The sequence below is a fragment of the Yoonia sp. TsM2_T14_4 genome (assembly GCF_049602355.1).
In the GTDB taxonomy this organism is placed as follows: Bacteria; Pseudomonadota; Alphaproteobacteria; order Rhodobacterales; family Rhodobacteraceae; genus Yoonia; species Yoonia vestfoldensis_A.
This window is the reverse complement of the sequence record NZ_CP187137.1, coordinates 2,146,002-2,172,674: the sequence shown is the minus strand read 5'-3', so window position 1 is coordinate 2,172,674 and position 26,673 is coordinate 2,146,002. Positions and strand designations below refer to the sequence as shown.

Here is a 26,673-nt window from a genome sequence, read left to right as displayed (position 1 = left end):
ATCGGGGACCCGTGGCAGCGCAAAGCGACATTGCGTGATCTGCCCCATCACGGCAAATGATTGACCGCGCCCAAGGTCCAGCCTGCGCCGTTGCGCGCCATCCGCGTCACCGACAGATTGTCGATCTGATGCCCCAGCGCCTGATAGGCCGTGCTGCCGGAGGCGCGCTGGATCTGGGTCATGATGACGCCCATATGCGCGACCAGCACGATATCGCGGCCTGCGAAACGCAGGGTCAGATCATCCACCGCGCGGGCGACACGGGCGCTGACGTCATTCCAGCTTTCGCCATCCGGCGCGCGCAGATCGCCGGGCTGTTCCCAGAACCGGCGGCTGAGGTCAGGGTCGCGCGCGGCGACGTCGCGCCAATCCATCCCGTCCCAGATGCCGAAATCCATCTCGCGCAGGGCGGGCATATCGGGCAGGCGGTGGCGCGTCCCGCCAATGGCATCCGCCGTGGTTGATGCGCGCTGCAGGTCAGAAGCCACGATCACCGCACCCGCGGGCAGATGGTCCGCCACGCGCCCGATCATTGCGGTATCGGACAGGTCGGCAGGCACATCGCGCCAGCCGACAAAGGATTTTTCATGCGTCGGTGCATGCCGCACCCACCAGAGCTGCGTCATTTCAAAACCAGCGGCAGGCCCGCCATCACCACGACCACGCGGTCGGCCTGACCCGCGATTGCCTGATTAAGCGCGCCCTGCGCATTGCGGAACCGCCGTGCCAGCGCATTGTCGGGAACAATCCCCTGTCCGACCTCGTTTGACACGACAACCACAGGGGCCGCGCAATCCGCCATGGCCTGCACGAAAGCGGCGCAGGCGGCCGGCACGTCTTGGTCGGCCAGCATCACATTGGTCAGCCACAGCGTGGCGCAATCCACCAGTACCGCGCTGTCGGGTCTGTGCTGCGACAAGATGGCGCCGGGGTCCAGCGGTTCCTCAACCGTGGTCCAGCCGGTGCCGCGCAGATCGCGGTGGCGGGCGACTTTGGCCGCCATTTCATCGTCAAACACCTGTGCCGTGGCGATATACAGCTTTTCCAGACCGCTGTTGACGATCAACCCTTCAGCATAGCTGGATTTGCCAGAGGCCGCGCCGCCTAGGACAAGTGTGAGGTTTGGCAATGGTGACATGAATATTCAAGTGATCCGTTTTCAGAATGCTCTCGTAACAAGGACATAAAGAAAAGTTAATCCATAGCTCGACAAACTGGGGGAAGAATAATGGCCGTTAGTGGTTTTTCCGATCAAACACTGTCACGCACCGCGATGCGCGCCGAATTGCTCGATGCTGAAACAGAATTGCGCCTTGCCTATGCCTGGCGCGACCAGCGCGACGAAGAAGCGCTGCACCGGCTGATCACCGCCTATATGCGGCTGGCGATCTCGATGGCGTCGAAATTCAAACGCTATGGCGCGCCGATGAACGATTTGATCCAAGAAGCGTCGGTCGGCCTGATGAAAGCCGCAGACAAATTCGACCCCGACCGTGGCGTGCGGTTTTCGACCTATGCGGTCTGGTGGATCAAGGCGTCTATTCAGGATTACGTCATGCGCAACTGGTCCATGGTGCGCACAGGGTCGACATCGTCGCAGAAATCGCTGTTCTTCAACATGCGCCGCGTGCAGGCCCGTCTGGAACGCGAGGCTGCGGCCGAAGGGGTGCATCTGGAAACCCATGAATTGCACGAAAAGATCGCGATCGAGGTGGGTGTGCCGCTGCATGACGTGCAGATGATGGATGGCCGCCTGTCGGGGTCCGATTTTTCGCTGAACGCAACCCAGTCGATGGAAGATGAAGGGCGCGAATGGATCGACGCGCTGGAAGACGACGCACCGCAGGCCGCCGAAAAGGTCGAAAATTCGCATGACACCGACACGTTGCGCCAGTGGCTGGTCACTGCGCTGACCGCGCTGAACGACCGCGAACAATTCATCGTGCGCGAACGCAAATTGCGTGACGATCCGCGCACGCTGGAAAGCCTTGGGTCGGAACTTGGTCTGTCCAAGGAACGCGTCCGTCAGCTGGAGGCTGCGGCCTTTGGCAAGATGCGCAAAAGCCTCGAGGCGCAAAGCACCGAAGTGCAATCGTTCTTCGCCTGATACGCCACATTGTCTTTCCGGTCGGTTCCGCCCTAAGGTCCGACTGGAATTGACCGGAGAACGACAATGCTGGCGGGGCGACATATTCTGCTGATCGTGGGCGGTGGTATTGCCGCCTTTAAATCTTTGGACCTGGTGCGCCGCCTGCGCGATCAGGGCGCGCATGTGACGCCTGTGTTGACCAAGGCGGGCGCGGAATTTGTCACCCCACTCAGCCTGTCGGCACTGGCCGCGTCCAAGGTCTATCAAGACCTGTTCGACCTGACGGACGAGGCCGAAATGGGCCATATCGAATTGTCCCGCGCCGCCGATCTGGTTGTCGTGGCCCCTGCCACCGCCGATCTGATGGCGAAAATGGCGGCGGGATTGGCAAATGATCTGGCCTCGACCCTGCTTTTGGCGACGGACAAGCGCGTGTTGATTGTGCCTGCGATGAATGTGCGAATGTGGAACCACCCCGCGACCCAGCGCAATCTGGCGATCCTGCGCGGCGACGGCGTGCTGGTGGCAGGCCCGGATGATGGCGTGATGGCCTGCGGCGAATTTGGCCCCGGGCGCATGGCTGAAGTGCCGCAGATTATCGCCGCAATCAGCGCTGCGCTGGCCGATGGGCCGTTGCAGGGCAAACATATCCTTGTCACATCCGGCCCCACCCATGAACCGATTGATCCTGTGCGCTATATCGCCAACCGCTCGTCCGGCGCGCAAGGCACGGCGATTGCCCGTGCGCTGGCGCGGCTTGGCGCGGATGTGACATTCGTCACCGGCCCGGCCGATGTGCCGCCGCCTGAGGGCGTGCATGTGGTGCGCGTGCAAACCGCCGCCCAGATGCTGGCTGCGGTGCAGGCGGCCAGACCCGCCGATGCCGCCGTTTTCGCCGCCGCCGTCGCGGATTGGCGTGTCGCCAACGCAGGCCAAAGCAAGATCAAGAAAGATGCAGCCGGCCTGCCGCATCTGGCATTTGCCGAAAACCCCGACATTCTGGCGACGGTATCGCAGATGGGCGCAGGCCGGCCGCCCTTGGTCGTGGGCTTTGCCGCTGAAACCGACGATGTGATCGCCAATGCCACCGCCAAACGCCTGCGCAAAGGCTGCGACTGGATCGTGGCCAATGATGTCTCGCCCGCAACAGGCATCATGGGTGGCACCGAAAACGCCGTGACCCTGATCACCGATCAGGGTGCCGAAAGCTGGCCGCGCATGACCAAAGACGCCGTCGCCGCCCAACTGGCCCAACGCATCGCGCAGGTGATCGCATGATTAATGTGGTCTGGGACGCCGGTGCAGACCAGTCGCTTGGCCTGCCCCGCTATGAAACGGCCGGGGCGGCGGGTGCCGATCTGCGCGCCAATCTGCCCGACAAGGGGGTTGTTGACCTGTCCCCCGGCGCGCGCGCCTTGATCCCCACGGGGCTGCGGATGCAGATCCCCCAAGGCTATGAGGCGCAGATCAGGCCACGCTCTGGTCTGGCACTGAAACAGGGGCTGACCCTGCTGAATGCGCCCGGCACGATCGACAGCGATTATCGCGGGCCGGTGGGGGTGATCGTGGTGAACCACGGGACTGATCCGGTCCAGATCACCCATGGCATGCGGATCGCGCAGATGGTCGTGGCCCCCGTGGTGCAGGCGCAGTTCGTGCTGGTCGATACCCTGTCAGAAAGCCTGCGTGGCGCAGGCGGTTTCGGGTCTACCGGCACATGATTATGGTGGGCGCAATGGCGGCCGCCCTGTGGGGGATCGGCACGGTGATGAAAGCGCCCTATCATGCGCGCTGGACGATGCTGGGTATCCTGCTGGTCAGCGTGATGATGCTGCATGTGGTCCTGCCTGCGGGCCATCCGCTACGCCTGGCGACAGGGGGCGATGCACGGCTGTGGGGCTTGCTGATCGCGTTCGGGTTTATCGTCGCAGCCTATCGGCGGGGCCTTGCGCGGTTGCGCGCGCGGGTCACACCCGTTGCAGCCCCTGTGGTGCGCGCAGGCAGGTTTTCTGATACAGAGCTGAACCGCTATGCCCGCCATATCGTGCTGCGCGAAATCGGCGGGCCGGGGCAAAAAGCGTTGCGCGATGCGCGCGTGCTGGTCGTTGGGGCAGGCGGGCTGGGTGCGCCAGCCTTGCAATATCTGGCCGCCGCTGGTGTCGGCACCATCGGGGTGATCGACGATGATACGGTCGAGAATGCGAACTTGCAGCGGCAGGTGATCCACACCGACAAGAATATCGGCATGCCCAAGGTCCATTCCGCCGCCGCCGCGATGGTGGCGCAGAACCCGTTTGTGACCGTGCGGCCCTATCACCGGCGGCTGACGGCCCAGATCGCGGCCGAGCTTTGCGCCGAATACGATCTGGTGCTGGATGGCAGCGACAATTTCACGACCCGCTATTTGGTCAACGCAACCGCCGTGGCCCAAGGCATCCCGCTGATCGCCGCCGCCCTGACGCAATGGGAAGGGCAGATCAGCCTTTATGACCCCGCCCATGGCACCCCTTGCTATGCCTGTGTCTTCCCCCAAGCGCCTGATCCCGCGCTGGTCCCTTCCTGCGCCGAGGCGGGCGTGCTGGGTCCGCTGCCCGGCGTGATCGGCGCGATGATGGCGGTCGAGGCGATCAAACAGATCACGCAGGCAGGTGACGGGCTGGCCGGGCGGCTGCTGATCTATGACGCGCTTTATGCCCAGACCCGGAGCATCGCGATCAAGCCGCAGCCCGATTGTCCAGTCTGCGCTGGCAAGGGTTTGACATCATCGACAGGAGTTTCGCCATGACCAACCCGCTGCTGACCGACTGGGACACGCCGTTTGGCCTGCCGCCTTTTGGCATGATCTCGGATGATGATTTCGCGCCCGCGGTGGATGCGGCTTTGGCCCTGTCCCGCACCAATATCGCGGCCATTGCAGATGATCCCGCGCTGCCCGATTTCGCCAATACCATCGCGGCGTTGGAACAGGCCGATGCCACGCTGAACCGCGTCTTGGGTGCGTTCTATAGCCTTGCAGGCGCTGACAGTAACCCCGCGCGCGAAGCATTGCAGCGCGATTTCGCGCCCTTGCTCAGCGCCTATTCCTCCGAGATTTCGGAAAACAAGGCGCTGTTCGCGCGGATCGAGGCGCTCTGGGCCAGCCGCGACACGCTCGGGCTGACCGCCGAACAACAGCGCGTCCTGATGCTGACGCGGCGTGGCTTTGTGCGCGCGGGCGCGTTGCTGGACGGGGACGCCGCCGCCCGCCTGCGCGCTGTCAAATCGCGGCTGTCGGTGCTGGGCACGCAATTCGTGCAGAACCTGCTGGCTGACGAACGCGACTGGGTGATGCCGCTGGGGCCGGATGATCTGGGCGGGCTGCCCGATTTCGTGCTGGCGACAGCCCGCGCCGCAGGGGCCGAAAAAGGCATGGACGGTCCTGTCGTGACCCTGTCGCGTTCGCTGATCGTGCCGTTCCTGCAATTCTCTGACCGGCGCGATCTGCGGCAAAAGGCGTATCGGGCTTGGAGCGCGCGCGGGGCCAATGGCGGGGCCACCGACAACCGCGCGATTGCCGCCGAAACGCTGGCGCTGCGGCAGGAACGTGCGGCGCTTTTGGGCTATGACAGTTTTGCCGATTTCAAACTGGAAACCGAAATGGCGGGCAATCCTGCCGCGGTGCGCGATCTGCTGATGCAGGTCTGGGACCCCGCCAAAGCCGCCGCCGAGGCCGATGCGGCATTGCTGGAACAGATGCTGCTTGCCGATGGGCATGCAGGCCCGTTGGAACCCTGGGACTGGCGCTATTATTCCGAAAAACGCCGCCGCGCGCTGCATGATCTGGATGAAGCGGAAATCAAACCCTACCTGCAACTCGACCGGATGATCGCCGCGGCCTTTGCCTGTGCCAACCGGCTGTTCGGGCTGGATTTCACCCCCATCGACGGCCCCGTCTACCACGCGGATGTGCGGATCTGGGAGGTGACACGCAATGGCGCGCATGTCGCGGTTTTTATCGGCGATTATTTCGCGCGCGGATCAAAACGCTCGGGTGCGTGGTGTTCGGCGATGCGGTCGCAAAAACGGCTGGGCGGCGATACCCGCCCGCATGTCATCAACGTGTGCAATTTCGCCAAACCCGAGGCGGGCAAACCCGCGCTTTTGTCCTTTGACGACGCGCGGACGCTGTTTCATGAATTCGGCCATGCGCTGCACCAGATGCTGTCGGATGTCACCTACGAAAGCATCAGCGGCACATCCGTCGCGCGCGATTTCGTGGAACTGCCCAGCCAGCTTTATGAACATTGGCTCAGCGTCCCCACCGTGCTGTCCGAATTCGCGACCCATGCCGATACCGGTGCTGCAATGCCAGACGCCCTGCTGCAACGACTGCTGCGGGCCACGACCTATGATATGGGTTTTCAGACCGTCGAATATGTCGCCGCGGCGCTGGTCGATCTGGGGTTCCACGACGGGCCGGCCCCCGCCGATCCGATGCAACGACAGGCGGAAATCCTTGCTCACATCGGGATGCCGCGAGCCATCGGCATGCGCCACGCGACCCCGCATTTCGCGCATGTCTTTGCCGGTGACGGCTATTCCAGCGGCTATTACAGCTATATGTGGTCCGAGGTGATGGACGCCGACGCTTTCGCAGCCTTCGAGGAAGCAGGCGATCCGTTCGACGCTGCTACCGCCGCCAAGCTGGAAAAAACCGTGCTGTCGTCCGGAGGATCGGTGGATGCTGCCGATCTTTATACTGCCTTTCGTGGCCGGATGCCGGGGGTGGATGCCTTGCTCAAAGGGCGCGGTCTGGCCGCCTGACCATCTTCCGAGCCCAAACATCCCGGGGGGCCCCGGACCAGGTCCGGGGCGGAGGCAGCGCACCCTGCACCCTTAGGGGCGTGTATCATCGGGGTGGCGTTCCACGCCGACAGGGTCTTTGTGGATCAGCACATCGGCGCTGGGGTAGGCTGCTATAATTGACCGGCGCAGGGCTGCGCCAATCGCATGCGCCTGATGCAGCGTTTGTGCGCCATCCAGCTCGATATGCAGGTTCACAAAAACGCGGCTGCCTGCGACCCGCGTCTTCAGGTCGTGATGCCCGCGCACACCGTCGCAACCTTCGACGATCTGCCGGATACCTGCGATCATCGCGGGATCAGCCTGCCGGTCCATCAACGCATCCCATGCCCCTTTGCCGATACGCAACGCGCCAACCGCCAGAAAGGCCGCAGCCCCCAACGCCACGACGCTGTCGATCTCGTGCAGCCCGAACCGCGCCGCAGCCCAGAGCGCGACAATCGCCCCGATATTGGGGATCAGATCACCCATGTAATGCAGGCTGTCGGCCAGCACGACCTTGTTGCCGGTGCGCCGCGCGACATGGCGCTGCCAGCTCACCAGCCCCAGCGTCACGATGATCGAAAACACCATGACGCCGATGCCAAGCCCCTCAGATTTCGGCATGGCGGTGGTGTCGTCCAGAAGGCGCAGCACCGCCGCCACTGCGATCACGCCAGCCGAGACAAGAATGAACAAAGACTGGCCCAGTGCTGCCAGATCTTCGGCCGAGGTATGGCCAAAATTATGGTCGTCATCGGCGGGTTTTGCGGCATAGGCGATAGCGGCCAGACCGCCCAGCGACATCATCAGGTCGAGCGCGCTATCCGCCAAGGTCGCGGCCACCGCCAGCGATCCGGTTTCCGCCAACGCCCAAAGCTTGGCTGCGACCAGCACAGCCGCAACCGTCACGGACAAAAGCCCGGCGGACAGGTTCAGGCGGGTGTCATTTGGCGCGCTCATGCGCGGTGCTTAGGCAATCATGGTGCCGCTGGCAATGCGCAGCGCTCAGTCGCGCAATTCTTCGAGCGTGACGCCCCAGATATCCGATTTCGGCACCCAGCCGCGATAGCCGCCCGCGTTCAGCTGGCACCAGTCGGGTTCACACTGGCCCAGCCGTCCGATCACGCCTTGTTCCAAGATGGCGTTTTCAGGTGCCGTAGGGTCGGGCAGCGTGCGCAGGGGGGTCGGGGTTTCAGTGACCAGCACAGTGCGTGCGCCTGACAGCAAAGTATAGTGAATCCACCCGCCCTGACCGTCATGGTCGATGACACGCCGCCATTGGCCATATTCCGCGACCAGTTGCAGCGGCATGTTGCGGCGCTTGAACACCCAGTCGATCCGGTGTGACAGCGACGGGCCGCGGCGCACATTCGCCTCTGCCGCGTTCAACGACACGAAACGTGGTACCGGCAGGTTGGTTTCAGGCCCGATCGCGGGGCCGTCGCTGGCCTCTTGTGCAACCGCTGCGGCACTGGCCAGCACCATGGCGCAAAGGGCCATGCGCATCACGCGGGACCACCGAACGAAACTGTTCATTTTCTGCCTTTTATGCCCGTTTCGGGCGCGCTGTTCTTGTGCTGCGCGTCCCTTTCGCGCAACCTGCCACGCAGGACCGGATTTGAAAAGCCAAGAGGGACGCACCATGCCAGGAAAGCATCTTACTGTTGTCGTCACGCGACAATTGCCGCAGCAGGTGGAAACCCGGCTGAAGGAATTGTTCGACGTGCAATTGCGCGACAATGACGCGCCGATGACGCCGGACGAACTGGTCGATGCGATGCAATCCGCCGATGTGCTGGTGCCGACGATCACCGACCAGATCGACGCGAAAATCCTGGCGCGGGCCGGCGACAAGCTCAAGCTGATCGCCAATTACGGGGCGGGCGTGGACCATGTCGATGTGGCCACCGCGCTCCAGCGGGGCATCCATGTTTCTAACACGCCGGGCGTGATGACTGATGACACTGCCGATATGGTGATGGCGCTGATCCTTGGCGTCACCCGCCGCATGGGCGAGGGGATCAAGCTTGCGCAATCGGATACATGGCAGGGTTGGACCCCCACCGCGATGATGGGGGGGCGGATCAAGGGGCGGCGTCTGGGGATTCTCGGCATGGGGCGGATCGGGCAGGCGGTCGCAAAACGCGCTGCCGCCTTTGGTTTACAAGTCCATTACCACAACCGCCGCCGTCTGCGCCCCGAGGTGGAAGAGATGCTGGATGCGACCTATTGGGAAAGCCTTGACCAGATGGTCGCGCGCATGGACATCTTGTCGATCAACTGCCCGCATACGCCATCGACCTTTCATCTGATGAACGCGCGGCGGCTGAAGCTGATGAAGCCGAACGCTGTGATCGTGAACACATCGCGCGGCGAGGTGATCGACGAAAACGCCCTGACGCGGATGCTGCGCGCGGGCGAAATCGCGGGGGCCGGGCTGGATGTGTTCGAACGCGGGCATCTGATCAATCCGCGTCTGAAAGAACTGCCCAACGCGATCCTTTTGCCGCATATGGGGTCTGCTACGCTCGAAGGCCGGGTCGAGATGGGCGAGAAAGTCATCCTCAACATCAAGACCTTTGCCGATGGGCATCGCCCGCCCGATCTGGTGGTTCCGTCCATGCTCTGACCCCTTTGTCGTATTTGTGCGTAAAGCGGTCGGCTGGTTCTGTCAGCGCGGGCGCATTTCGCGCAACTTAGCGCAAAAGTGGCAATGGGGAATCGCAGCATGAAAACGCAAGTCAAAGCATTGGTTGTGGGCGGCGGCGCTGTCGGCACCTCGATTGCTTATCATCTGGCCAAGGCGGGCTGGGATGATGTCATGCTGCTGGAACGCGATGAATTGACGTCGGGGTCCACTTGGCACGCTGCGGGCCTGTTGCCTTTGTTCAACATGTCCTTTGCCACAACCCATATCCACAAATATTCGGTCGATTTCTATAAATCATTGGAGGCGGAAACCGGCCTGAACGCGGGTTTCGCCGTCGTCGGCAATTTGCGCATGGCACAGACGCAAGAACGCATGGATGAATTCATGCTTTACGCATCAACAGCTGAAACATGCGACGTGCCTTATGTCTGGATGACGCCCGACCAGATCAAGGCGAAATGGCCGTTGATCCGCACGGATGATCTGAAAGGCGCGCTTTATCACCACACCGACGGCTATATTAACCCCGCCGATGTGACGCAGGCGATGGCCAAGGGCGCGCGCCAGCGCGGGGTTGCGATTGAACGCAAATGGCAGGCCGATGCGTTCCACTGGAACGGCACGCATTGGGAAGTCACCTGCACCAAGATGGTGGAAAAGGGCGGCAACCTGGTGCCGTCTGACGAACAGATCACCATCACCGCCGAACATGTCGTCACCGCCAGCGGCAACCATGCCCAAACGACTGCGAAAAAGCTTGGCATCAAGATCCCCGCGATCCCCGTTGAACACCAGTTCATCGTGATGGACCAAGACCCCGCGCTGGTGCAGTTCCGTGCCGAAGGCAATGTCGAACATCCCGTGGTCCGCGACGCGGATGCGCAATCCTATGTGCGCGAAGAACGTGGCGGGTGGATTTTGGGCGTCTATGAAAAGAACGCGCCCGCTGTGTTCGAATATGGCGTGCCTGACAGTTTCCGCGCCGATCTGTTCCCGCTGGATCTGGAGCGGATCGAAGACCAATATATGGCGATGATCCACCGGATTCCGTCTTGCGAAAACTCTGGCCTGAAGGACGATTTCAACGGCCCGATCTGTTACACCCCCGATGGCAATCCGCTGGTCGGTCCGGCACCCGGATTGCGCAACATGTGGCTGGCCGAAGGGTTTTCCTTTGGGATCACCGCCGCTGGCGGCACCGGCTATTACCTTGCGCAGATGATGGTGCATGGCGAGGCCGAGATCGACATGGCATCGCTTGACCCCAAGCGGTACGGCAATTGGATGACCACCGAATTTGCCGCGCGCAAGAACGAAGAATGTTACGACCACGTCTATATCCTGCACCATCCGGACGAAGAACGCCCCGCCTGCCGCCCGCTGCGCACATCGCCCGCCTATGACCGCCAATCCGCGCGCGGCGCGCAATTCGGCTTTGTGAACGGCTGGGAGCGGCCCAATTACTATGCCCCTGCTGGTTTCAACGACCATGACGCGCGGTCCTTCCGGCGTGGTGGCTGGTGGCAATATGCGGTGGAAGAGGCCAAGGCGATCCGCGAAGGTGTCGGCCTGATCGACGCGACCGCCTTTACCAAGCACCGGATCACGGGTGCCGGTGCCACGGCATTTCTGGACTGGTTCACAACCAATAAATTGCCGCGTGTGGGCCGGATCAACCTGACCTATGCGCTGACCGCGCACGGCACGACGCGCACCGAATATACCATCGTGCGTAACGCCGAGAATGATTATTACCTCGTTTCTGCGGGCGCATGGACCGCCTATGATCAGGATTACCTGCTCAAGGCGATTGAAGACAAAGAAGCCGAATTTGGCCGCATCAACGCCCAAGACGTGACGACACAATGGGGCGTTTTCGCCATTGCTGGCCCGAAATCCCGTGATGTGCTGGCCGCGGTGATCAAGGATGCAGACCCCGCCACCGCCCTGTCGAACAAGCGTTTCCCATGGCTGTCCGCACAAAGGATCGAACTGGGCATGTGTCCGGTGAATGCGATCCGCGTCGCCTATACCGGCGAGCTTGGCTGGGAATTGCACCATCCCGTAGAGATGCAGAACTACCTGTTCGATCTGCTGGAAAAGGCAGGCGCGCCACATGGCATGAAACTGGTCGGCGCGCGGGCGCAAAACTGGCTGCGGCAGGAAAAATCGTACCGCGCCTTTGGCAATGAACTGGGCCGCGATGCCACCCCGCTCGAGGCTGATCTGCCGCGTTTCGTGGACCTGTCTAAGGATTTCCACGGCAAAGACGCGCTGCTGGAAAAGGGTGTGCGCAGCAAATGCGTCACCTTGCTGATCGACGGGCCAAGCGATGCTGACCCATGGGGCCGCGAGGCATTGTATCACGGCGACACCCGTGTCGGGCGTCTGACATCGGGCGGCTATTCGGTGGCTTTCGGCAAATCCATCGGCATGGGCTATGTCAAACCCGAAATGGCGGTTGTCGGCACCAAGCTACAGGTCAAGATGCTGGACCAATTGTGGCCTGCCGAGATTGTCGAAGACAGCCCGTATGACCCGCAGAATGCCAAGATCCGTATCGACGGCTAGCGCCTGCGCCGCAGCGCGATCCACCTGCGGCCCCGTATCAAAAGACGCGAGACGGGGCCTTGCAGGATAGGCAGGTCGATGGCCAGCAACAGCAGCCCGACAGGGATCATCCACAGGCCCAGGACCGGCAAAACGGCCAGCAGGCCAGCGATCACGAACAAAAGGCCGAATACGACGCGAAAGACCATCCAGCCCGGCTGACCCAATCGCTTCATCCCCGGGACGCGGAGCGCGATCTTGCGATACTGCCGGTCGAATCTGGCCTTGATATGGTGGTCTTTGCGCTGCATCGGGTGCAGTTATATCGGCGCTTTACGCTTTGTAAGGGCGCGATGCTGCGCCTTGTGCAAAAAATCAGCGGAACCGCGCAGGTAGCAGCGCCGCCACCATTTCAGCGCCAATTTCGAGCGGCTTTCCGCCGACAAGATCGGCCAGGAACTGGCTGGCTCCGGGTGCGGATTGCATGCCGTAGCCACCTTGGCCCGCGCACCAGATGAAACCGGGATGCGCGGGGTCCGGCCCCAGCACAAGGTTGCGGTCCGGCGCAAAGGTACGCAGCCCCGCCCATGACGCCAGCAGACGGGTCACGGGCGTGGTGACGTTTTGTGCATAACGCGCCAGCCCCTCGGCCAGCACCATGTCATCGGCATAGGCGTCATGGGGGTCTGTGGGGTCTTCCTCTGCGGGGGACACGATCAGCGCGCCGGCATCGGGTTTGGCATACCAGCCTTCGCCTGCGCCAAAGACCATCGGCCAAGCGCGCAGGTCATGCCCGTCAGGCGCGGGAATCCGCGCCATCGACCGGCGCAGGGGTTGGAACCCCAAAGGGGCCACCCCCGCCATGGCGGCGATCACATCGACCCATGCGCCAGCGGCATTAACCAGTTGTCGCGCTGCATAGTCGCCAGCCTTGGTGCTGACAGCCCAGCCTTGCGCGGTGCGACTGATCGCCGTCACCTCGGCCTTGGTGATGATCTGCGCGCCATTGCCGCGCGCGGTTTTCGCGAATGTCTGGATCAACCTGTCGGTGTCGATATCCCATGCCCCCGGATCATAGGCCGCACGATCGACATGGGCGGGGTTCAGCACAGGGATCAGCGCCAAGGCCTCATCCATCGTGATTTCGGCCATCTGCATCGCCTGCACGTCGGCTGCGAACAGATCAGCCTCGCCCTTGCTGCCGACCAGCATCAACCCGCGCGGCGACAGCACATCGGCGCTGCGATGAAAATCAAGACTGGCGCGGTTCAGCGCGACTGTCGACGGCTTGCCGTAATGTTGCTCGAACAAGGCGGCAGAGCGGCCAGAGGCGTGATAGGCCAGCGCGTCTTCGCGTTCCAGCAGCGTGACGCTGCCCAAGGCTGACAGGCGCGCTGCGGCGGAAATGCCGGCGATCCCACCGCCGATGATCAGGAAATCATTCATGCCTCTTCCAGCCGGTCGGTGGCCGGTGGCGGCGCAGGGCTGAGCGCTGTGATCTGTGCATAGATATCTGCCGACATTGCGAAATCCGCTGCCGCCAGCGACGGTCGCAATTGCGCCAATGACCGGGCCGAGATGATGGGCGATGGCCGTGTCGCATGGGTCATGACCCATGCCACGGCGAGCGTGGCGGGGTCGGTGCTTGCATCGCGGGCCAAGGCGGTCAGGCGCGCGGCCACATCATGCATCCAGCCCTGACCATACCGCACCGCATAGCGCGGATCATCGGTCAGCCGCCCGGTGCCGCCGCTGGCATATTTGCCGGTCAGCAACCCGCCACCCAAGGGCGAATAGGGCGCCAGCGCGATGCCCTGATCCTGCGCCATCGGGAAAATCTCGACCTCGGCCTGTCGTTTGACCAAGGAATACATCGGCTGCATCACATCGATCCGGGTGCCAAGATCGCGCGCCACGGCTTGCGCTTTCATCACCTGCCAGGCGGCGTAATTGGACACGCCGATATGCCGGATCGCACCGCGCGCTTGCAGCTCTGCCATGGTGGCAAAGGTTTCTTGCAGCGGCGTGTCATCGTCAAACCGGTGCAGATACAGCAGATCAACCTGATCGCGTTGCAACTGGCTGCGGCAGATGTCGAATTGCGCTAGAATATTGGCCCGCCCCGCCCCGCCGGTATAGCCGACCTTGGTCGCCAGATAGATCTTGTCGCGCTCATGCTTGATCAGCTGGCCAAGGATCTTTTCGGCTGCCCCATCGGTATAGCGCACGGCGGTGTCGAAATGGGTGATACCGGCGGCACGCGCGGCATCATACATGGCGGCACTTTCGGCCGCATCGGCCTTGCCGCCAAATTGCATTGTGCCGAAGGTCAGGCGGGAAACGGGCGTGCCGTCTTGTGTGGTCAACTGTGTCATGCAGGCAATCTGGCACGGCGCTGGGCCGATGAAAAGCGGCGGCGCAGCTAAATTTCGACCCCCGCACCTGTTGCAAAGCCGGTTTGTGAGCATGGCGTTGGCCCTGACGGGGTTTGCATGACGGGGTTTACGTCAGGGGGTTTACATTTTGCCGCCCAGCCTGCTTGTTGCGGCAAGGTAATGGGGCCGATAAGGGGCGCAAACTTGCACGGCTTTCCGGTGGCAAAGGCAGGACAGGTGATCGGGCTGCTCGGCGGGTCGTTTGATCCGGCGCATCACGGCCATGTGCATATCACCAAGGCCGCGCTGACGCGGTTCGGGCTGGACAAGGTCTGGTGGCTGGTCAGCCCCGGCAATCCGCTGAAACGCAACGGGCCTGCGCCGCTGTCCCAGCGGATGCAGGCGGCACAAGCCCTGATGCGACACCCCCGCGTGACTATCACCGACATAGAGGCCCAGCTTGGCACCCGCCATACCGCGCAAACGCTGGTGGCCTTGCGCAGGCATTATCCGGGGGTGCGGTTCGTCTGGCTGATGGGGGCCGACAATCTGGCGCAATTGCACCGTTGGCAGGATTGGCGCTGGATCATGGACAACGTGCCGGTCGGCGTGATCGCGCGGCCCGATGACCGGATTTCGGCGCGCCTGTCAAAAGCAGCGCGGATCTATGGTGCCGCCCAATTGCCCGACAGGGCCAGTCATCGGCTGGGGCGGGCGCAAGCCCCTGCGTGGTCATTCATCAACCTGCCGATGTCGCATCAATCGTCCTCGGCGATCCGCGCGCGGGGCGAATGGTGATGCGACCGACGCGGCGGCAGATGCTGGCAGGGCTTGGCGCGACCCTTGCGACCGGCGCTTATGCCGAAGCGCCGCTGCGGTCCTACCGTCCCATCGCCCGGGTATCGCCGCGCGCTGCGCTGGACAGCATTGTCGCCCGTGCGGGGATCAGCGGGCAGGTCGGCGTGGCGCTGGGTGATCCGGCCACGGGGGAGGTGCTGGAAACATATAACGCCGCCGCGCCGCTGCCACCGGCCAGCGTGACAAAGGCGGTCACGGCGCTTTACGCGCTCGAAACTCTGGGGCCGGATCACAGGTTCACGACACGCGTTCTTGCTCAAGGCACGCTACAGGGCGGTATTTTAGATGGTAATTTGATCCTTGCAGGTGGTGGTGATCCAAATCTGGACACGGATGAGATGGCCCGACTGGTCGATGCCACCCATGCGGCCGGCCTGCGCGAGGTCAGGGGTGATTTTCTGGTCTGGGATGGCGCTTTGCCCTCGCTTGACCAGATCGACCCCGCGCAACTGCCGCATGTTGGCTATAACCCGGCACTTGGCGGGCTGAACCTGAATTACAACCGCGTGCATTTCGAATGGCGGCGGCAAGGGCAGAACTATGTCACTGCGATGGACGCGCGCAGCGACACCCAGCGCCCGCCTGTCACCATCGCGCGGATGCGGGTCGTGGACCGTGATCAGCCGGTATTCACCCATGCGCGTGACGGCGATGTCGATGACTGGACTGTGGCACGCTCTGCGCTGAACGCCGAAGGATCGCGCTGGCTGCCGGTGCGCGCCCCCGCGCTTTACGCAGCCGAGGTCTTTGCGGTTTTCGCGCGCAGCAAGGGCATCATGCTTGGCCACCCCCGCGTCATCCCCGCGCTGCCGCAGGCGGTGGAACTGGCGCGCCACGACGGCCAGCCGCTGGCGGGGGTTTTGGCGCAGATGATGCGCTATTCCACCAATATCACCGCCGAGGCGCTGGGCCTGACCGCCACCGCGCGGATCGCAGGGCAGGTCCGTGGTCTGCGGATATCGGCGCAGGATATGGCGCGCTGGGCAGGCATGCGCGCGCCGGGCATTGCGCCGCAATTCGCGGATCATTCCGGCCTTGGCGATGCGTCACAGATCAGCGCCGCCGATATGGTCGCTTTCCTGCAAGCCCGCGATGTGCAGGCACAGTTGCGTCCGCTGATGCGCGACATCAGGCTGGTGGACCAGAACCCGACGGCGATCAGCGCGGGGCAGGTGGATGTACAGGCCAAGACCGGCACGCTGAACTTTGTCAGCGCCTTGGCGGGATATCTGCGCAGCGCGGGCGGGCGCGACCTGAGCTTTGCGATCTTCGCCGCCGATCTGGAGGCACGCGACCGTGGCAAGGCACTGGGCGAGGAAATCCCGCCCGGCGCGCGCCGCTGGAACGCGCAGGCGCGCCGCCTGCAACAGGATATCGTGCAGCAATGGGCATTGCGGGCCTATTAGGTCTTTGGCATCTTTCGAGCGCAAAGATCCCCGCCGGAGGCCAGAATCTTTTTTAAACTCTGTCTTTGCTTTACACGGTCATGTGCCGCGCCCGCGCACCACGCTCGATCGCAGCCGCATAAAGCCGGTCAAGATCCAGCTCCTCGCGGATTTCTTCGAGCATCCGCGCCTCTTGCCCTGCAATCTGGCCATCGGCGGCGGCTACATCGCATGACAATGCATAGGCGGTCTCGAACAGGCGGGTGGGCAGGGCATCGCGGATCAGGCCAAACAAGGCTTCTAGCCCGTCTTCGGGTTCCAGCAGATCGAAGACAAGCTGCGACATCTGCGGCACGCGTTCCACGTCATAGCCCGCGAACACCGGCAGGTTGTTGATCGCATTGCTGATCTTGACCAGTTCGGATGTGCGGATGTTGCCATCCGCGGCGGAAACGCTGATCATCAGAACGACCAGCGCGTCCTGAGCAGTCAATGGGCCGGCGTCTGACATGGTCTATCCTTTTTGATACCTGTCCCATTTATTGACGCCCTGTCCGTCTCGCAATAGGGAGTGTGCGTGCGGGCGCCATTTGGGGCGCCGCCTTTGACTGCGAGCAAGATTATGACCAACCTGCGTGACGCTGCGATGACATCCAAGGCCTGGCCCTTTGAAGAAGCGCGCGCCTTGCTCAAACGCTACGAGGATGCACCGCCCGAAAAGGGCTATGTGCTGTTCGAAACCGGCTATGGCCCGTCCGGCCTGCCGCATATCGGCACCTTTGGCGAAGTGTTGCGCACCACGATGATCCGCCGCGCCTTTGCGGTGATTTCCGACATCCCCACCCGCCTGATCTGTTTTTCCGACGATCTGGACGGGATGCGCAAGGTGCCGGGCAATGTACCCCAACAGGACATGCTAAAGGAACATATGCACAAGCCGCTGACATCGGTGCCCGACCCGTTTGGCGCATACGAAAGTTTCGGCCATTACAATAACGCGATGCTGCGCCGTTTCCTTGATACCTTCGGGTTCGAGTATGAATTCTATTCGGCGCGCGAATTTTATCGCACCGGCCAGTTCGATGAAATCCTGCTGCGGGCCGCTGAACGCTATGATGCGCTGATGGCAGTGATGCTGAAATCCCTGCGCGAGGAACGGCAGGAGACTTACTCGATCTTCCTGCCGATCCATCCTGAAACCGGTCGCGTGCTGTACGTCCCGATGAAGAACGTCGATGCCGTGCGCGGCGAGGTGACGTTCGACGATGAGGATGGCCGCGAATGGACCCTGCCTGTCACGGGCGGCAATGTAAAACTGCAATGGAAGCCCGATTTTGGCGCGCGCTGGGCCGCGCTCGACGTTGATTTCGAGATGTATGGCAAGGAACATGCCACCAACACCGCGATCTATGACCGGATCTGCGAGATCTTGGGCGGGCGCAAGCCGAACCATTTTTCCTATGAGCTGTTCTTGGACGAGAACGGCCAGAAGATTTCCAAATCATCCGGCAACGGGATTTCGATTGACGAATGGCTGACCTATGCGGCGACGGAATCTTTGAGCTATTTCATGTATCAAAAGCCGAAAACCGCCAAGCGGATGCATTTCGACGTGATCCCCAAGGCGGTGGACGAATACCACCAGCAATTGCGCGCCTATGCCGATCAGGACGATGCGGGCCGCGTGAACAATCCGGTGTTCCATATCCACGGCGGCGACGTGCCGGTGTCCGACATGGTGGTGCCGTTTGCGATGCTGCTGAACCTTGCATCCGTATCAGGGGCCGAGGACAAGGATACGCTGTGGGGCTTTATCCGCCGTTATGCCCCCGATGCGTCCGCCGAAAAGAACCCCCAGATGGATCAGGCAGCAGGGTTTGCGGTGCGCTATTACAATGATTTTGTGAAGCCCGCCAAAACCTATCGCGCGCCCAGTGATCAGGAACGTGCGGCGTTGCAGGATCTGGCGGCGCGGCTGCGGGTCTGGGATGGCGGGCTTGATGCCGAAGCCCTGCAGACCATGGTCTTCGCTGTCGGCAACGACCACGGCTTCGATCCGTTGCGCAATTGGTTCACCGCCCTTTACGAGGTGCTGCTGGGTGCCTCGCAAGGCCCGCGGTTTGGTGGGTTCATCGCGCTTTACGGTGTGGATGAAACCGTCGCCCTGATCGAGGCCCAGCTGTCCACCGAAGTCTGAATTTCCGCTGCGCGGGGGATATTTGGGCTCGGAAGATGGGGGGGCGCGAAAATGAACTGATTGGCCTTTGGCTGCGTATCAAAGACGAAGATTGCGCGCGGAGGGGCTGATGAAGGGTATTTTTGTATTCATTGTGGGTTTTTGGCTATCGGCCACGGCCCTTGTCGCACAGGATAATGCGGCCATCACCGGCGTGATCGGTGACCAGTTGCAGGCCTTCAACGACCGCGATGTTGCGGCGGCCTGGTCCTATGCCAGCCCCAATATCAAGCGCTTGTTCGGCAATGAGGGCAATTTCGCCGCGATGGTCCAGCAAGGCTATCCGATGGTCTGGGACAATGCCGATGTGCGGTTTCTGGACCTGCGCGATGTGGCGGGGTTTGTCTGGCAAAAGGTGATGATCCGCGATGCCCAGGGCGCGCTGCATCTGCTGGATTACCAGATGATTGAAACGGCTGATGGCTGGCAGATCAATGGTGTGACGCTGTTGCCTGCACCCGATGTCGGGGCCTGAGGCGCCCGTTGCGCGGCTGACCGTCACGGTGGTGTCAGCCGGTCTTTAGCTCTTTGGGATATCCTGTCGGCAGTTGCGCAGCACAGCCTTTGGGGATCATCCATGAACAAAGCCATCACCGACGCTATCGTTTTCAACCCTTTGCCATTTGCGGCGGGCCTTGGGGTCTGGTCCAGCGGCGATGGCACGCCGGGGTCCGATACCTATGCCGTCAGCGGGTCGGGGGTGTTTGTCGCCGCCGATCAGGATTTCGCGGGCTGTCTGGAAGTACTGAAAGTCGCGCCAATCACGCGCCTGCGCTATATGGGCCAAACGCCGGCTCTGCCCGGCTGCTATCTGCGTGTGACCGCGCGGGTCAAGGCGGTGGCGGGGCCTTTGCCCGCGGTGCGCATCGCCGGTTGGGCCGGCCGCGCCAATGGCACCGCCTTGACCGGCGTGCCCACGACCGGCCCCGCCACGCAGCTGACTGCCTATGGCGCGGTCGTCACGATCAGCGCGATCATCGCCACTGCCGCGCGCACCGGGGTTGATCTGGTCTGGACCGGGGCGGATTACGGCCATCTGGGGCTGGACCTGACCGGCCCTGTCGGCGGGCTGGTGCGCATCGACGATATCACGATCGAGGATGTCAGCGCCGTGTTCACGCGTGATCTGGTCAGTCTTGTCGATGTGCGCGATTTCGGTGCCAAGGGGGACGGCATGACGGACGATTCCGCCGCTTTCATCGCTGCTGATACGGCGGCGAACGGGCGGACGGTGATGGTGCCTGCGGGCGATTACCTGTTGGCGGGCCATGTGACGATGCAGAACAACACCCGTTTCGAAGGCCGGATTGTGCAAGCGGCCGAACACCGGTTCATTTTGCAAAAAGGGTACGATTACGACGCCTATCTTGATGCGTTCAAGGATGAGGAGACGGCGTTCAAGAAAGCCTATCAGGCGCTGATCAATTTTGCCGATCACGACTCGCTTGACCTGTGCGGGCGGCGCATCCTGCTGACCGCGCCCGTCGATATGCAGGCCTGTGACCCCGCGCGGCTGCGGTTCGAGACCCGCCGTGTGATCCGCAACGGTCAGTTCCAGCCCGATGACAGCGCCGCATGGGATACAGCCGTGGTCACATCGCAGGCCAGCTATGCGGCGGCCAATAACAGGCAGCTGACCAATGTGACCGGGATCGCCAATATCGCGGTGGGGTCACTGGTCACCGGGGCCGGTGTCGGGCGCGAGATCTATGTGATGGCGGTGGATGTCGCGCAAGCGCGTCTGACGCTGAGCAATCCGCTTTATGATGCCGAAGGCACGCAGGTTTTTACCTTTACCCGTTTCAGATACATGCTGGATTTTTCCGGCTATGAAAAACTGAGTCAGTTGATCCTGTCCGATATCGAATTCCAAGGGCGCGGTATCGCCAGCGGGATCATGATGGCCCCCGATGGCGTGACCTTTCACATCCGCGATAGTTTCATCAACCGGCCCCGCGACCGTGGCGTGACATCGCCCGGCTATGGCTGTCAGGGGTTGATGATTGACCGCTGCCAGTTCATTTCGGACGAACAATCCGTGCCGGTCGCCGCCCGCGTCAGCATCGGGTTCAATGCCAATGCAAATGACGTCAAGATCCGCGATAACCGCACCAGCCGGTTTTTGCATTTCTGCGTGCTGGCGGGGTCGGGCAACCTGATCACGGCAAACCACTGGTTTCATGGCGATGATGAGCCGGGCAGCGTGCGCAAGGGCGGCATCGTGCTGACCCTGCCCAATCCGAAAAGCATTTTCACCGGCAATTACTGTGACAACAATTTCATCGAATGGACCAATGAACATACCAGCAGCCCTGCGCTGGGCGCGCAGTTTTCTTTTGGCGGGCTGACGATCACGGGCAATATGTTCACCACCAATGACGTGGCCCCGTGGTTCAATTTCATCGTGATCAAACCTTATGGGCCGGGACATTTCATCAACGGGTTCGCTGTTGTGGGCAATGTGTTCCGCGCGATCAATGGCCGCATCGACCGGGTCGAGATGGTGGATACCACCTTTGCCGATCTGGATTTCAGCCGCACCCGCAGTTTTGAATTCAGCGCCAACACCTTCCACAATGTCGATTTTCCCGTCGCAAACCCCGCCGTGCTGGCCCATAGCCAGGCGACCGCCGCCACCACTTGGGTGATGGATACAGGTCAGGCCTTGCCCTTTGGCGGGCGCGCACGCCATGTCGATTTTGTGATGCCCAGCGGCGCAATCACCACTGCGGCCAATGCCACGATCCGCGAGCTGCCCTGGGCCGAGGGCGAGCGTGGCACCAACCAGCGATCCGTTCATCTGAACTGGAGCGTGCCGGTGCGTGGGGCTGTCCGTTATCAGGTGCGGATGGACAGGACGGGCTGATTTCCGGGTATGTTGCCTGAATTTTAGGCAGGTGATCGCAAGATCGCATGTTTCTGCGCGATATTCTTGCGCCAAAGCTGGTCCTGCGCCGTTGATCCTTGGCACAAGGGGCCAAGGAAAGGCGGCACATGACCTATAGCGCACAGATCGATACGGACCGCGCCGTGCCTTTGCAGCCCCGTGCGCAAGGTGCCTTGCGTCTTGTGGCCAAGCGCCGTGGCGCGCAAAGCGTGATTGCCGATCTGCGTCAACAAGGCGCCCTGAAGGCGTTGTTTCCGCGCAGCTATGGCCGCACGCTCGATACGGTGTTTTTGAATACGGCGGGCGGTTTGACCGGTGGCGACCGGATGGCGCTGGACGTGGTGGCAGGTCCGGGCGCGCATGTCGTGCTGTCCTCGCAGACGGCGGAACGCGGCTATGCAGCACTTGACGGTCATGTCGCGCGCGTCGATGTCACCTTGCAGGTGGCGCAGGGCGCGCGGATCGACTGGCTGCCGCAGGAAACCATTCTTTTCGATGCGGCAGCCCTTGACCGGCGCATGAGCGTCGATCTGGAGGGGTCTGCGCAATGCTTGATCGTGGAACCGGTGATCTTTGGCCGTGTCGCGATGGGCGAGGTCGTCCATTCCCTGCATCTGCGCGACCAATGGCGCATAAGGCGTGATGGCGTGCTGGTCTTTGCCGATGCGATCCGCCTGATCGGCGATGCCGATGCCCTGCTGGCACGCGCGGCTATCGCAGGGGGCGCAGGGGCGATGGCGACGCTGTTGCTGGCAGCACCGCAGGCGGCGGCGCTGGCTGGCACGCTTGAGCTGCCCGATACCGCCGGTGCGAGCCTTTTGGCCGATGACCTGCTGCTGATCCGGCTTTTGGCGACGGATGGTTTTACCCTGCGTCGCGACCTTATCCCTTTGATCGAGGCGCTGTCGTCGGCGCCGATCCCCCGTGTCTGGAGATTGTGACCCATGCAACTGACCCCGCGTGAAAAAGATAAATTGCTGATCGCGATGGCTGCCGAGGTGGCGCGTAAGCGGCTCGCCCGTGGTGTGAAGCTGAATTATCCCGAAGCGATTGCCCTGATCACCGATGCCGTGGTCGAAGGCGCGCGCGATGGCCGGTCGGTTGCGGATATGATGCAGGCGGGTGCGCATATCATCACCCGCGATCAGGTGATGGACGGGATCGCAGAGATGATCCCCGAGGTGCAGGTCGAGGCGACCTTTCCGGATGGCACCAAGCTGGTGACGGTGCATGATCCGATCCGTTGAAAAGAAGATGAGTATTTTTGGAAATAAGAAGTTGGGGGTCGTGCGATGAGACCGGGTGAAGTGATTGTGGGGTCAGGCGATCTGACGCTGAATGCCGGGGCAAAGGTGCTGGTGGTGCAGGTGGCCAATACAGGCGACAGGCCGGTGCAGGTGGGGTCGCATTTCCATTTTGCCGAAACCAATCCGGCGCTGGATTTTGACCGCGTGGCCGCGCGCGGCATGCGGCTCGATATTGCCGCTGGCACGGCTGTGCGGTTCGAGCCGGGGCAAAGGCGCGATGTCAACCTGATCCCGCTTGGTGGGGCGCGGCGTGTGTTTGGGTTCAATCAAGCTGTGATGGGGGATTTGTAGGATGCCAGCAACGATCAACCGCCGCGATTATGCCGCGATGTTTGGCCCTACGGTGGGCGACAAGGTGCGGCTTGCCGATACGGAATTGTTCATCGAGGTCGAGCGCGATCTGACTGCAGAACTTGTCGGGCGCGCCACGACGGGCGGCACCGGCCCCAATGCGCTGTATTACGGCGAAGAGGTGAAATTCGGCGGCGGCAAGGTGATCCGCGACGGGATGGGGCAGTCTCAGGTCACGCGGGCGGCGGGAGCGGTGGATACGGTCATCACCAATGCGCTGATCGTGGACTGGACCGGCATCATCAAGGCGGATGTCGGCCTTAAAGACGGGCGCATTGTGGCCATCGGCAAGGCGGGCAATCCTGATACCCAGCCGGGCGTGAACATCATCATCGGACCGGGGACAGAGGCGATTGCCGGTGAGGGCCGGATTTTGACCGCAGGCGGGATCGACAGCCATATCCATTTCATCTGCCCGCAGCAGATTGACGATGCGCTGTATTCCGGCCTGACCACGATGATCGGCGGCGGCACTGGCCCTGCGCATGGCACGCTGGCCACGACCTGCACGCCTGGCCCTTGGCATCTGGGGCGGATGTTGCAGGCGGCGGATGCGTTTCCGATGAACCTTGCCTTTGCGGGCAAGGGCAATGCCAGCCTGCCTGCCGCGCTGGAAGAGCAGGTGCTGGCGGGTGCGTCTTGTCTGAAACTGCACGAGGATTGGGGCACGACCCCCGCGGCGATTGATTGCTGTTTGTCGGTCGCTGACGCGTGGGATGTGCAGGTGATGATCCATACCGACACATTGAACGAGGCGGGATTTGTGGAGAATACCGTTGCCGCCCTGAAAGGCCGCACCATCCATGCCTTCCACACCGAAGGTGCGGGGGGTGGCCATGCGCCGGATATCATCAAGATCTGCGGCCAGCCCAATGTGCTGCCGTCCTCCACCAACCCGACGCGGCCGTTTACCGTCAACACCATCGACGAACATCTGGATATGCTGATGGTCTGCCACCATCTGGACAAATCCATCCCCGAGGATGTGGCCTTTGCCGAAAGCCGCATCCGCCGCGAGACGATTGCCGCCGAGGATATCCTGCACGATATGGGCGCGTTTTCGATCATCGCATCCGATAGTCAGGCGATGGGCCGCGTGGGCGAGGTGATTATCCGCACATGGCAGACCGCGCATAAGATGAAGGTCCAGCGCGGGCAATTGGCCGAAGAAACCGGCGATAACGACAATCTGCGCGTGCGCCGCTATATTGCCAAATACACGATCAACCCGGCGATTGCGCATGGGATTTCCGCCCATGTCGGATCAATCGAGGTCGGCAAGCGCGCCGATCTGGTGTTGTGGAACCCTGCGTTTTTCGGCGTTAAGCCCGAGATGATCTTGATGGGTGGCACGATTGTGGCGGCCCAGATGGGTGATCCCAATGCGTCGATCCCCACGCCGCAGCCGGTCTATACACGGCCCATGTTCGGCGCCTATGGCCGGTCGGTCGAACATTCTGCCGTCACTTTTGTCAGTGCGGCGGCGCAGGATGCGGGGATCAGGGGCAGCTTGGGGCTGGCGAAACAGACCTTGCCTGTCGTCAACACTCGCAACATTGGCAAAAAGGATCTGAAACTGAACACCGCCATGCCGCATGTCGAGGTGAACCCCGAAACCTATGAGGTGCGCGCCGATGGCGTCTTGTTGACCTGCGCACCGGCAGAGGTGTTGCCGATGGCGCAACGCTATTTCCTGTTTTGATCATGATGCTGCATTGCAGAAAACGCATAGTGGCTTTGCGCAATGCGCGGTTGTTGGCACCGCGCACAGGGCCTAACTTGGGTGCAGGGGGGAAAGATAACCGCATTATAGAGGTGCAACATGGCTTTCCACACAGATACGATCCTGATCTCCAACCACGACATACTGACCCGCTTTGTGACGACGCCGCTGCGCGCGCTGGGGCGGTTCATCATCAAGGTGTCCGAGGCAACCGCGCAAGCGCGTCTTTTGCACGAGCTCAACAACATGTCCGATGCCCAGCTGGAGGCTTGGGGCATGACCCGCGCCGAAGCCACGGCAAAGTTTCTCAGCATCCGCAGCTGACGATGGCGTTGGGGTGCGCGCCATGACGGCACGCGCCCTGCAAACACATGCCCATGCGCATGGGCCGGTGGCGGATCATATCAGCCTGACCTATGACGCGCGGATCTTGCGCCGCAAACGGTTGGTCACGGATCATGGCGAACCGTTTGTGGTTGATCTGCCGCAGACGACATCGGTTGATGCAGGGCATGTGTTCGTGCTGGACGATGGTCGCCAGATCGCCGTTATCGCCGCAGACGAGGCGCTGATGCGCGTCACCGGCGACTTGGTCCGTCTGGCCTGGCACATCGGCAACCGCCATGCGCCCTGCGCGATCCTGCCTGACGCGCTGGTCGTGCAGCGCGAAAAGGTGATGCGCGCGATGCTGGAACAGCTGGGCGCGACAGTCACCGATGTCGATGGACCCTTCACACCCGAAGGCGGGGCTTATGGCCACGGGCGCACCATGGGCCATGATCACGGCCATTCCCATGCATGACGCGCAGCTTTTGACGTTGGCGCAATGGCTGTCGCCGGCCTATCCGGTGGGGGCCTTTGCGTGGTCGCACGGGTTGGAACGGACCATCGGGCGCGGCGATCTGCACGATGCGCAGGGTTTGGCGGACTGGCTGTCGGATGTGCTGGACCACGGGGCAGGGCGCAGCGATGCGATCCTGCTGTGCGCGGCGCATGGCGCGGATGATGTGGCCCCCGTGGCAGACCTCGCCGCCGTGCTGGCCCCCAGCCGCGAACGCCGGATGGAAACGTTACAACAAGGGGCAGCTTTTGCCGCGACGACGCGGGCTGTCTGGGGGCTTGATCTGCCAGATATGGCCTATCCTGTGGCGGTGGGGCGCGCGGCGCGGCTGATGGACCTGCCCGTGCGGCCGGTCGCACAGCTTTGGCTGCAAAGCTTTGCCAGCAATCTGGTGCAGGCCGCACAGCGCCTGATGCCGCTGGGCCAGACGCAGGCACAGCAGATAGTGGCGGGTCTTGCCCCACTGTGCATTCGCATCGGGGCCGAGGCGACCCGCGCCAGCCTTGACGATATCGGCAGCGCGACCTTTGCCGTCGATACCGCGGCGATGCAGCATAACACACAATACAGCCGGATTTTCCGGTCATGACGAAAGCT

At 62.2% G+C, this 26,673-nt stretch carries 27 protein-coding genes; 19 read left to right on the top strand and 8 right to left on the bottom strand.

From position 1 onward, the window contains the following. Window positions 1-47: 47 nt before the first annotated feature. On the bottom strand, window positions 48-626 hold the full coding sequence (locus ACPF9B_RS10735) for a histidine phosphatase family protein (protein WP_424177316.1): 579 nt from the start codon (window positions 624-626) through the stop codon (window positions 48-50). Then, window positions 623-1,138 (bottom strand): bifunctional adenosylcobinamide kinase/adenosylcobinamide-phosphate guanylyltransferase, encoded by a 516-nt coding sequence (gene cobU, locus ACPF9B_RS10730; RefSeq protein ID WP_007206893.1) that lies wholly within the window; start codon window positions 1,136-1,138, stop codon window positions 623-625. Before cobU ends, ACPF9B_RS10735 begins: the two co-directional genes overlap by 4 nt. Before the next feature lie 90 nt (window positions 1,139-1,228). On the opposite strand from cobU, the gene ACPF9B_RS10725 reads away from it, so the two are divergent. The 5 genes from ACPF9B_RS10725 to ACPF9B_RS10705 all read left to right on the top strand — a co-directional run bounded on the left by ACPF9B_RS10725 (window position 1,229) and on the right by ACPF9B_RS10705 (window position 6,892). After that, window positions 1,229-2,107, top strand: coding sequence for an RNA polymerase factor sigma-32 (locus tag ACPF9B_RS10725; RefSeq protein WP_424177313.1), 879 nt, complete (start codon window positions 1,229-1,231; stop codon window positions 2,105-2,107). Window positions 2,108-2,173: 66 nt separating this feature from the next. After that, entirely contained in the window at window positions 2,174-3,367 is a 1,194-nt protein-coding gene (gene coaBC, locus ACPF9B_RS10720; RefSeq protein ID WP_424177311.1) for a bifunctional phosphopantothenoylcysteine decarboxylase/phosphopantothenate--cysteine ligase CoaBC, read from the top strand. Beyond that, window positions 3,364-3,810, top strand: a complete 447-nt coding sequence (gene dut, locus ACPF9B_RS10715; protein ID WP_424177309.1) for a dUTP diphosphatase — start codon at window positions 3,364-3,366, stop codon at window positions 3,808-3,810. Before coaBC ends, dut begins: the two co-directional genes overlap by 4 nt. Next, a complete protein-coding gene (locus ACPF9B_RS10710; RefSeq protein ID WP_424177307.1) occupies window positions 3,807-4,874 on the top strand; it encodes a HesA/MoeB/ThiF family protein in 1,068 nt (355 codons plus the stop codon). The genes dut and ACPF9B_RS10710 overlap by 4 nt, the downstream gene beginning before the upstream one ends. After that, on the top strand, window positions 4,871-6,892 hold the full coding sequence (locus ACPF9B_RS10705) for a M3 family metallopeptidase (RefSeq protein ID WP_424177305.1): 2,022 nt from the start codon (window positions 4,871-4,873) through the stop codon (window positions 6,890-6,892). Before ACPF9B_RS10710 ends, ACPF9B_RS10705 begins: the two co-directional genes overlap by 4 nt. Before the next feature lie 72 nt (window positions 6,893-6,964). On the opposite strand, the gene ACPF9B_RS10700 is transcribed toward ACPF9B_RS10705, so the two are convergent. Further along, window positions 6,965-7,873: a cation diffusion facilitator family transporter gene (locus ACPF9B_RS10700; RefSeq protein WP_424177303.1), complete on the bottom strand. Its 909-nt coding sequence runs from the start codon at window positions 7,871-7,873 to the stop codon at window positions 6,965-6,967. Between the two features lie 45 nt (window positions 7,874-7,918). Continuing rightward, window positions 7,919-8,449: an SH3 domain-containing protein gene (locus ACPF9B_RS10695; protein ID WP_424177301.1), complete on the bottom strand. Its 531-nt coding sequence runs from the start codon at window positions 8,447-8,449 to the stop codon at window positions 7,919-7,921. Window positions 8,450-8,555: 106 nt separating this feature from the next. Between ACPF9B_RS10695 and ACPF9B_RS10690 the strand changes: the two genes are divergently transcribed. Continuing rightward, the gene (locus ACPF9B_RS10690) at window positions 8,556-9,542 is read left to right on the top strand and encodes a 2-hydroxyacid dehydrogenase (RefSeq protein WP_424177299.1); all 987 of its coding nucleotides are present in this window, start codon (window positions 8,556-8,558) and stop codon (window positions 9,540-9,542) included. A 99-nt stretch (window positions 9,543-9,641) separates the two neighbouring features. Next, window positions 9,642-12,134, top strand: a complete 2,493-nt coding sequence (locus ACPF9B_RS10685) for a GcvT family protein (protein WP_424177297.1) — start codon at window positions 9,642-9,644, stop codon at window positions 12,132-12,134. On the opposite strand, the gene ACPF9B_RS10680 is transcribed toward ACPF9B_RS10685, so the two are convergent. The 3 genes from ACPF9B_RS10680 to ACPF9B_RS10670 form a co-directional block, all read right to left on the bottom strand. Next, entirely contained in the window at window positions 12,131-12,424 is a 294-nt protein-coding gene (locus ACPF9B_RS10680) for a hypothetical protein (protein WP_007206903.1), read from the bottom strand. The two genes, ACPF9B_RS10685 and ACPF9B_RS10680, sit on opposite strands and share 4 nt — an antisense overlap. Window positions 12,425-12,488: 64 nt before the next feature. Beyond that, window positions 12,489-13,559, bottom strand: a complete 1,071-nt coding sequence (locus ACPF9B_RS10675) for an NAD(P)/FAD-dependent oxidoreductase (RefSeq protein WP_424177295.1) — start codon at window positions 13,557-13,559, stop codon at window positions 12,489-12,491. After that, a complete protein-coding gene (locus tag ACPF9B_RS10670; protein WP_424177293.1) occupies window positions 13,556-14,488 on the bottom strand; it encodes an aldo/keto reductase in 933 nt (310 codons plus the stop codon). The genes ACPF9B_RS10675 and ACPF9B_RS10670 overlap by 4 nt, the downstream gene beginning before the upstream one ends. 180 nt (window positions 14,489-14,668) lie before the next feature. On the opposite strand from ACPF9B_RS10670, the gene ACPF9B_RS10665 reads away from it, so the two are divergent. Together ACPF9B_RS10665 and dacB are read left to right on the top strand one after the other, a co-directional pair. Beyond that, complete coding sequence (locus ACPF9B_RS10665; protein WP_007206906.1) at window positions 14,669-15,286, top strand: nicotinate-nucleotide adenylyltransferase; 618 nt, start codon at window positions 14,669-14,671, stop codon at window positions 15,284-15,286. After that, window positions 15,280-16,752 carry a D-alanyl-D-alanine carboxypeptidase/D-alanyl-D-alanine endopeptidase gene (dacB, locus tag ACPF9B_RS10660; RefSeq protein WP_424180409.1) on the top strand — a complete coding sequence of 491 codons (1,473 nt, stop codon included), beginning with the start codon at window positions 15,280-15,282 and terminating at the stop codon, window positions 16,750-16,752. Before ACPF9B_RS10665 ends, dacB begins: the two co-directional genes overlap by 7 nt. A gap of 70 nt (window positions 16,753-16,822) precedes the next feature. On the opposite strand, the gene ACPF9B_RS10655 is transcribed toward dacB, so the two are convergent. Continuing rightward, window positions 16,823-17,242, bottom strand: a complete 420-nt coding sequence (locus tag ACPF9B_RS10655; protein WP_007206908.1) for a tellurite resistance TerB family protein — start codon at window positions 17,240-17,242, stop codon at window positions 16,823-16,825. Window positions 17,243-17,353: 111 nt separating this feature from the next. On the opposite strand from ACPF9B_RS10655, the gene ACPF9B_RS10650 reads away from it, so the two are divergent. The 10 genes from ACPF9B_RS10650 to ACPF9B_RS10605 all read left to right on the top strand — a co-directional run bounded on the left by ACPF9B_RS10650 (window position 17,354) and on the right by ACPF9B_RS10605 (window position 26,665). Next, window positions 17,354-18,928: a lysine--tRNA ligase gene (locus tag ACPF9B_RS10650; protein ID WP_424177290.1), complete on the top strand. Its 1,575-nt coding sequence runs from the start codon at window positions 17,354-17,356 to the stop codon at window positions 18,926-18,928. A gap of 109 nt (window positions 18,929-19,037) precedes the next feature. Beyond that, window positions 19,038-19,442 (top strand): DUF4864 domain-containing protein, encoded by a 405-nt coding sequence (locus tag ACPF9B_RS10645; protein ID WP_007206910.1) that lies wholly within the window; start codon window positions 19,038-19,040, stop codon window positions 19,440-19,442. A 102-nt stretch (window positions 19,443-19,544) separates the two neighbouring features. Continuing rightward, window positions 19,545-21,833: a glycosyl hydrolase family 28-related protein gene (locus tag ACPF9B_RS10640; protein WP_424177288.1), complete on the top strand. Its 2,289-nt coding sequence runs from the start codon at window positions 19,545-19,547 to the stop codon at window positions 21,831-21,833. Window positions 21,834-21,961: 128 nt separating this feature from the next. Further along, the gene (locus ACPF9B_RS10635) at window positions 21,962-22,795 is read left to right on the top strand and encodes an urease accessory protein UreD (RefSeq protein WP_424177286.1); all 834 of its coding nucleotides are present in this window, start codon (window positions 21,962-21,964) and stop codon (window positions 22,793-22,795) included. Between the two features lie 3 nt (window positions 22,796-22,798). Then, complete coding sequence (locus tag ACPF9B_RS10630; RefSeq protein WP_424177284.1) at window positions 22,799-23,101, top strand: urease subunit gamma; 303 nt, start codon at window positions 22,799-22,801, stop codon at window positions 23,099-23,101. Between the two features lie 45 nt (window positions 23,102-23,146). Continuing rightward, entirely contained in the window at window positions 23,147-23,452 is a 306-nt protein-coding gene (locus ACPF9B_RS10625) for an urease subunit beta (protein ID WP_424177282.1), read from the top strand. Window position 23,453: 1 nt separating this feature from the next. Then, window positions 23,454-25,214, top strand: coding sequence for an urease subunit alpha (gene ureC / locus ACPF9B_RS10620; RefSeq protein WP_007206915.1), 1,761 nt, complete (start codon window positions 23,454-23,456; stop codon window positions 25,212-25,214). 120 nt (window positions 25,215-25,334) lie between these two features. Further along, entirely contained in the window at window positions 25,335-25,559 is a 225-nt protein-coding gene (locus ACPF9B_RS10615) for a hypothetical protein (protein WP_007206916.1), read from the top strand. Window positions 25,560-25,581: 22 nt separating this feature from the next. Continuing rightward, window positions 25,582-26,037 carry an urease accessory protein UreE gene (locus tag ACPF9B_RS10610; protein WP_424177279.1) on the top strand — a complete coding sequence of 152 codons (456 nt, stop codon included), beginning with the start codon at window positions 25,582-25,584 and terminating at the stop codon, window positions 26,035-26,037. Beyond that, a complete protein-coding gene (locus ACPF9B_RS10605; RefSeq protein ID WP_424180407.1) occupies window positions 26,030-26,665 on the top strand; it encodes an urease accessory protein UreF in 636 nt (211 codons plus the stop codon). Before ACPF9B_RS10610 ends, ACPF9B_RS10605 begins: the two co-directional genes overlap by 8 nt. Window positions 26,666-26,673: the final 8 nt, after the last annotated feature.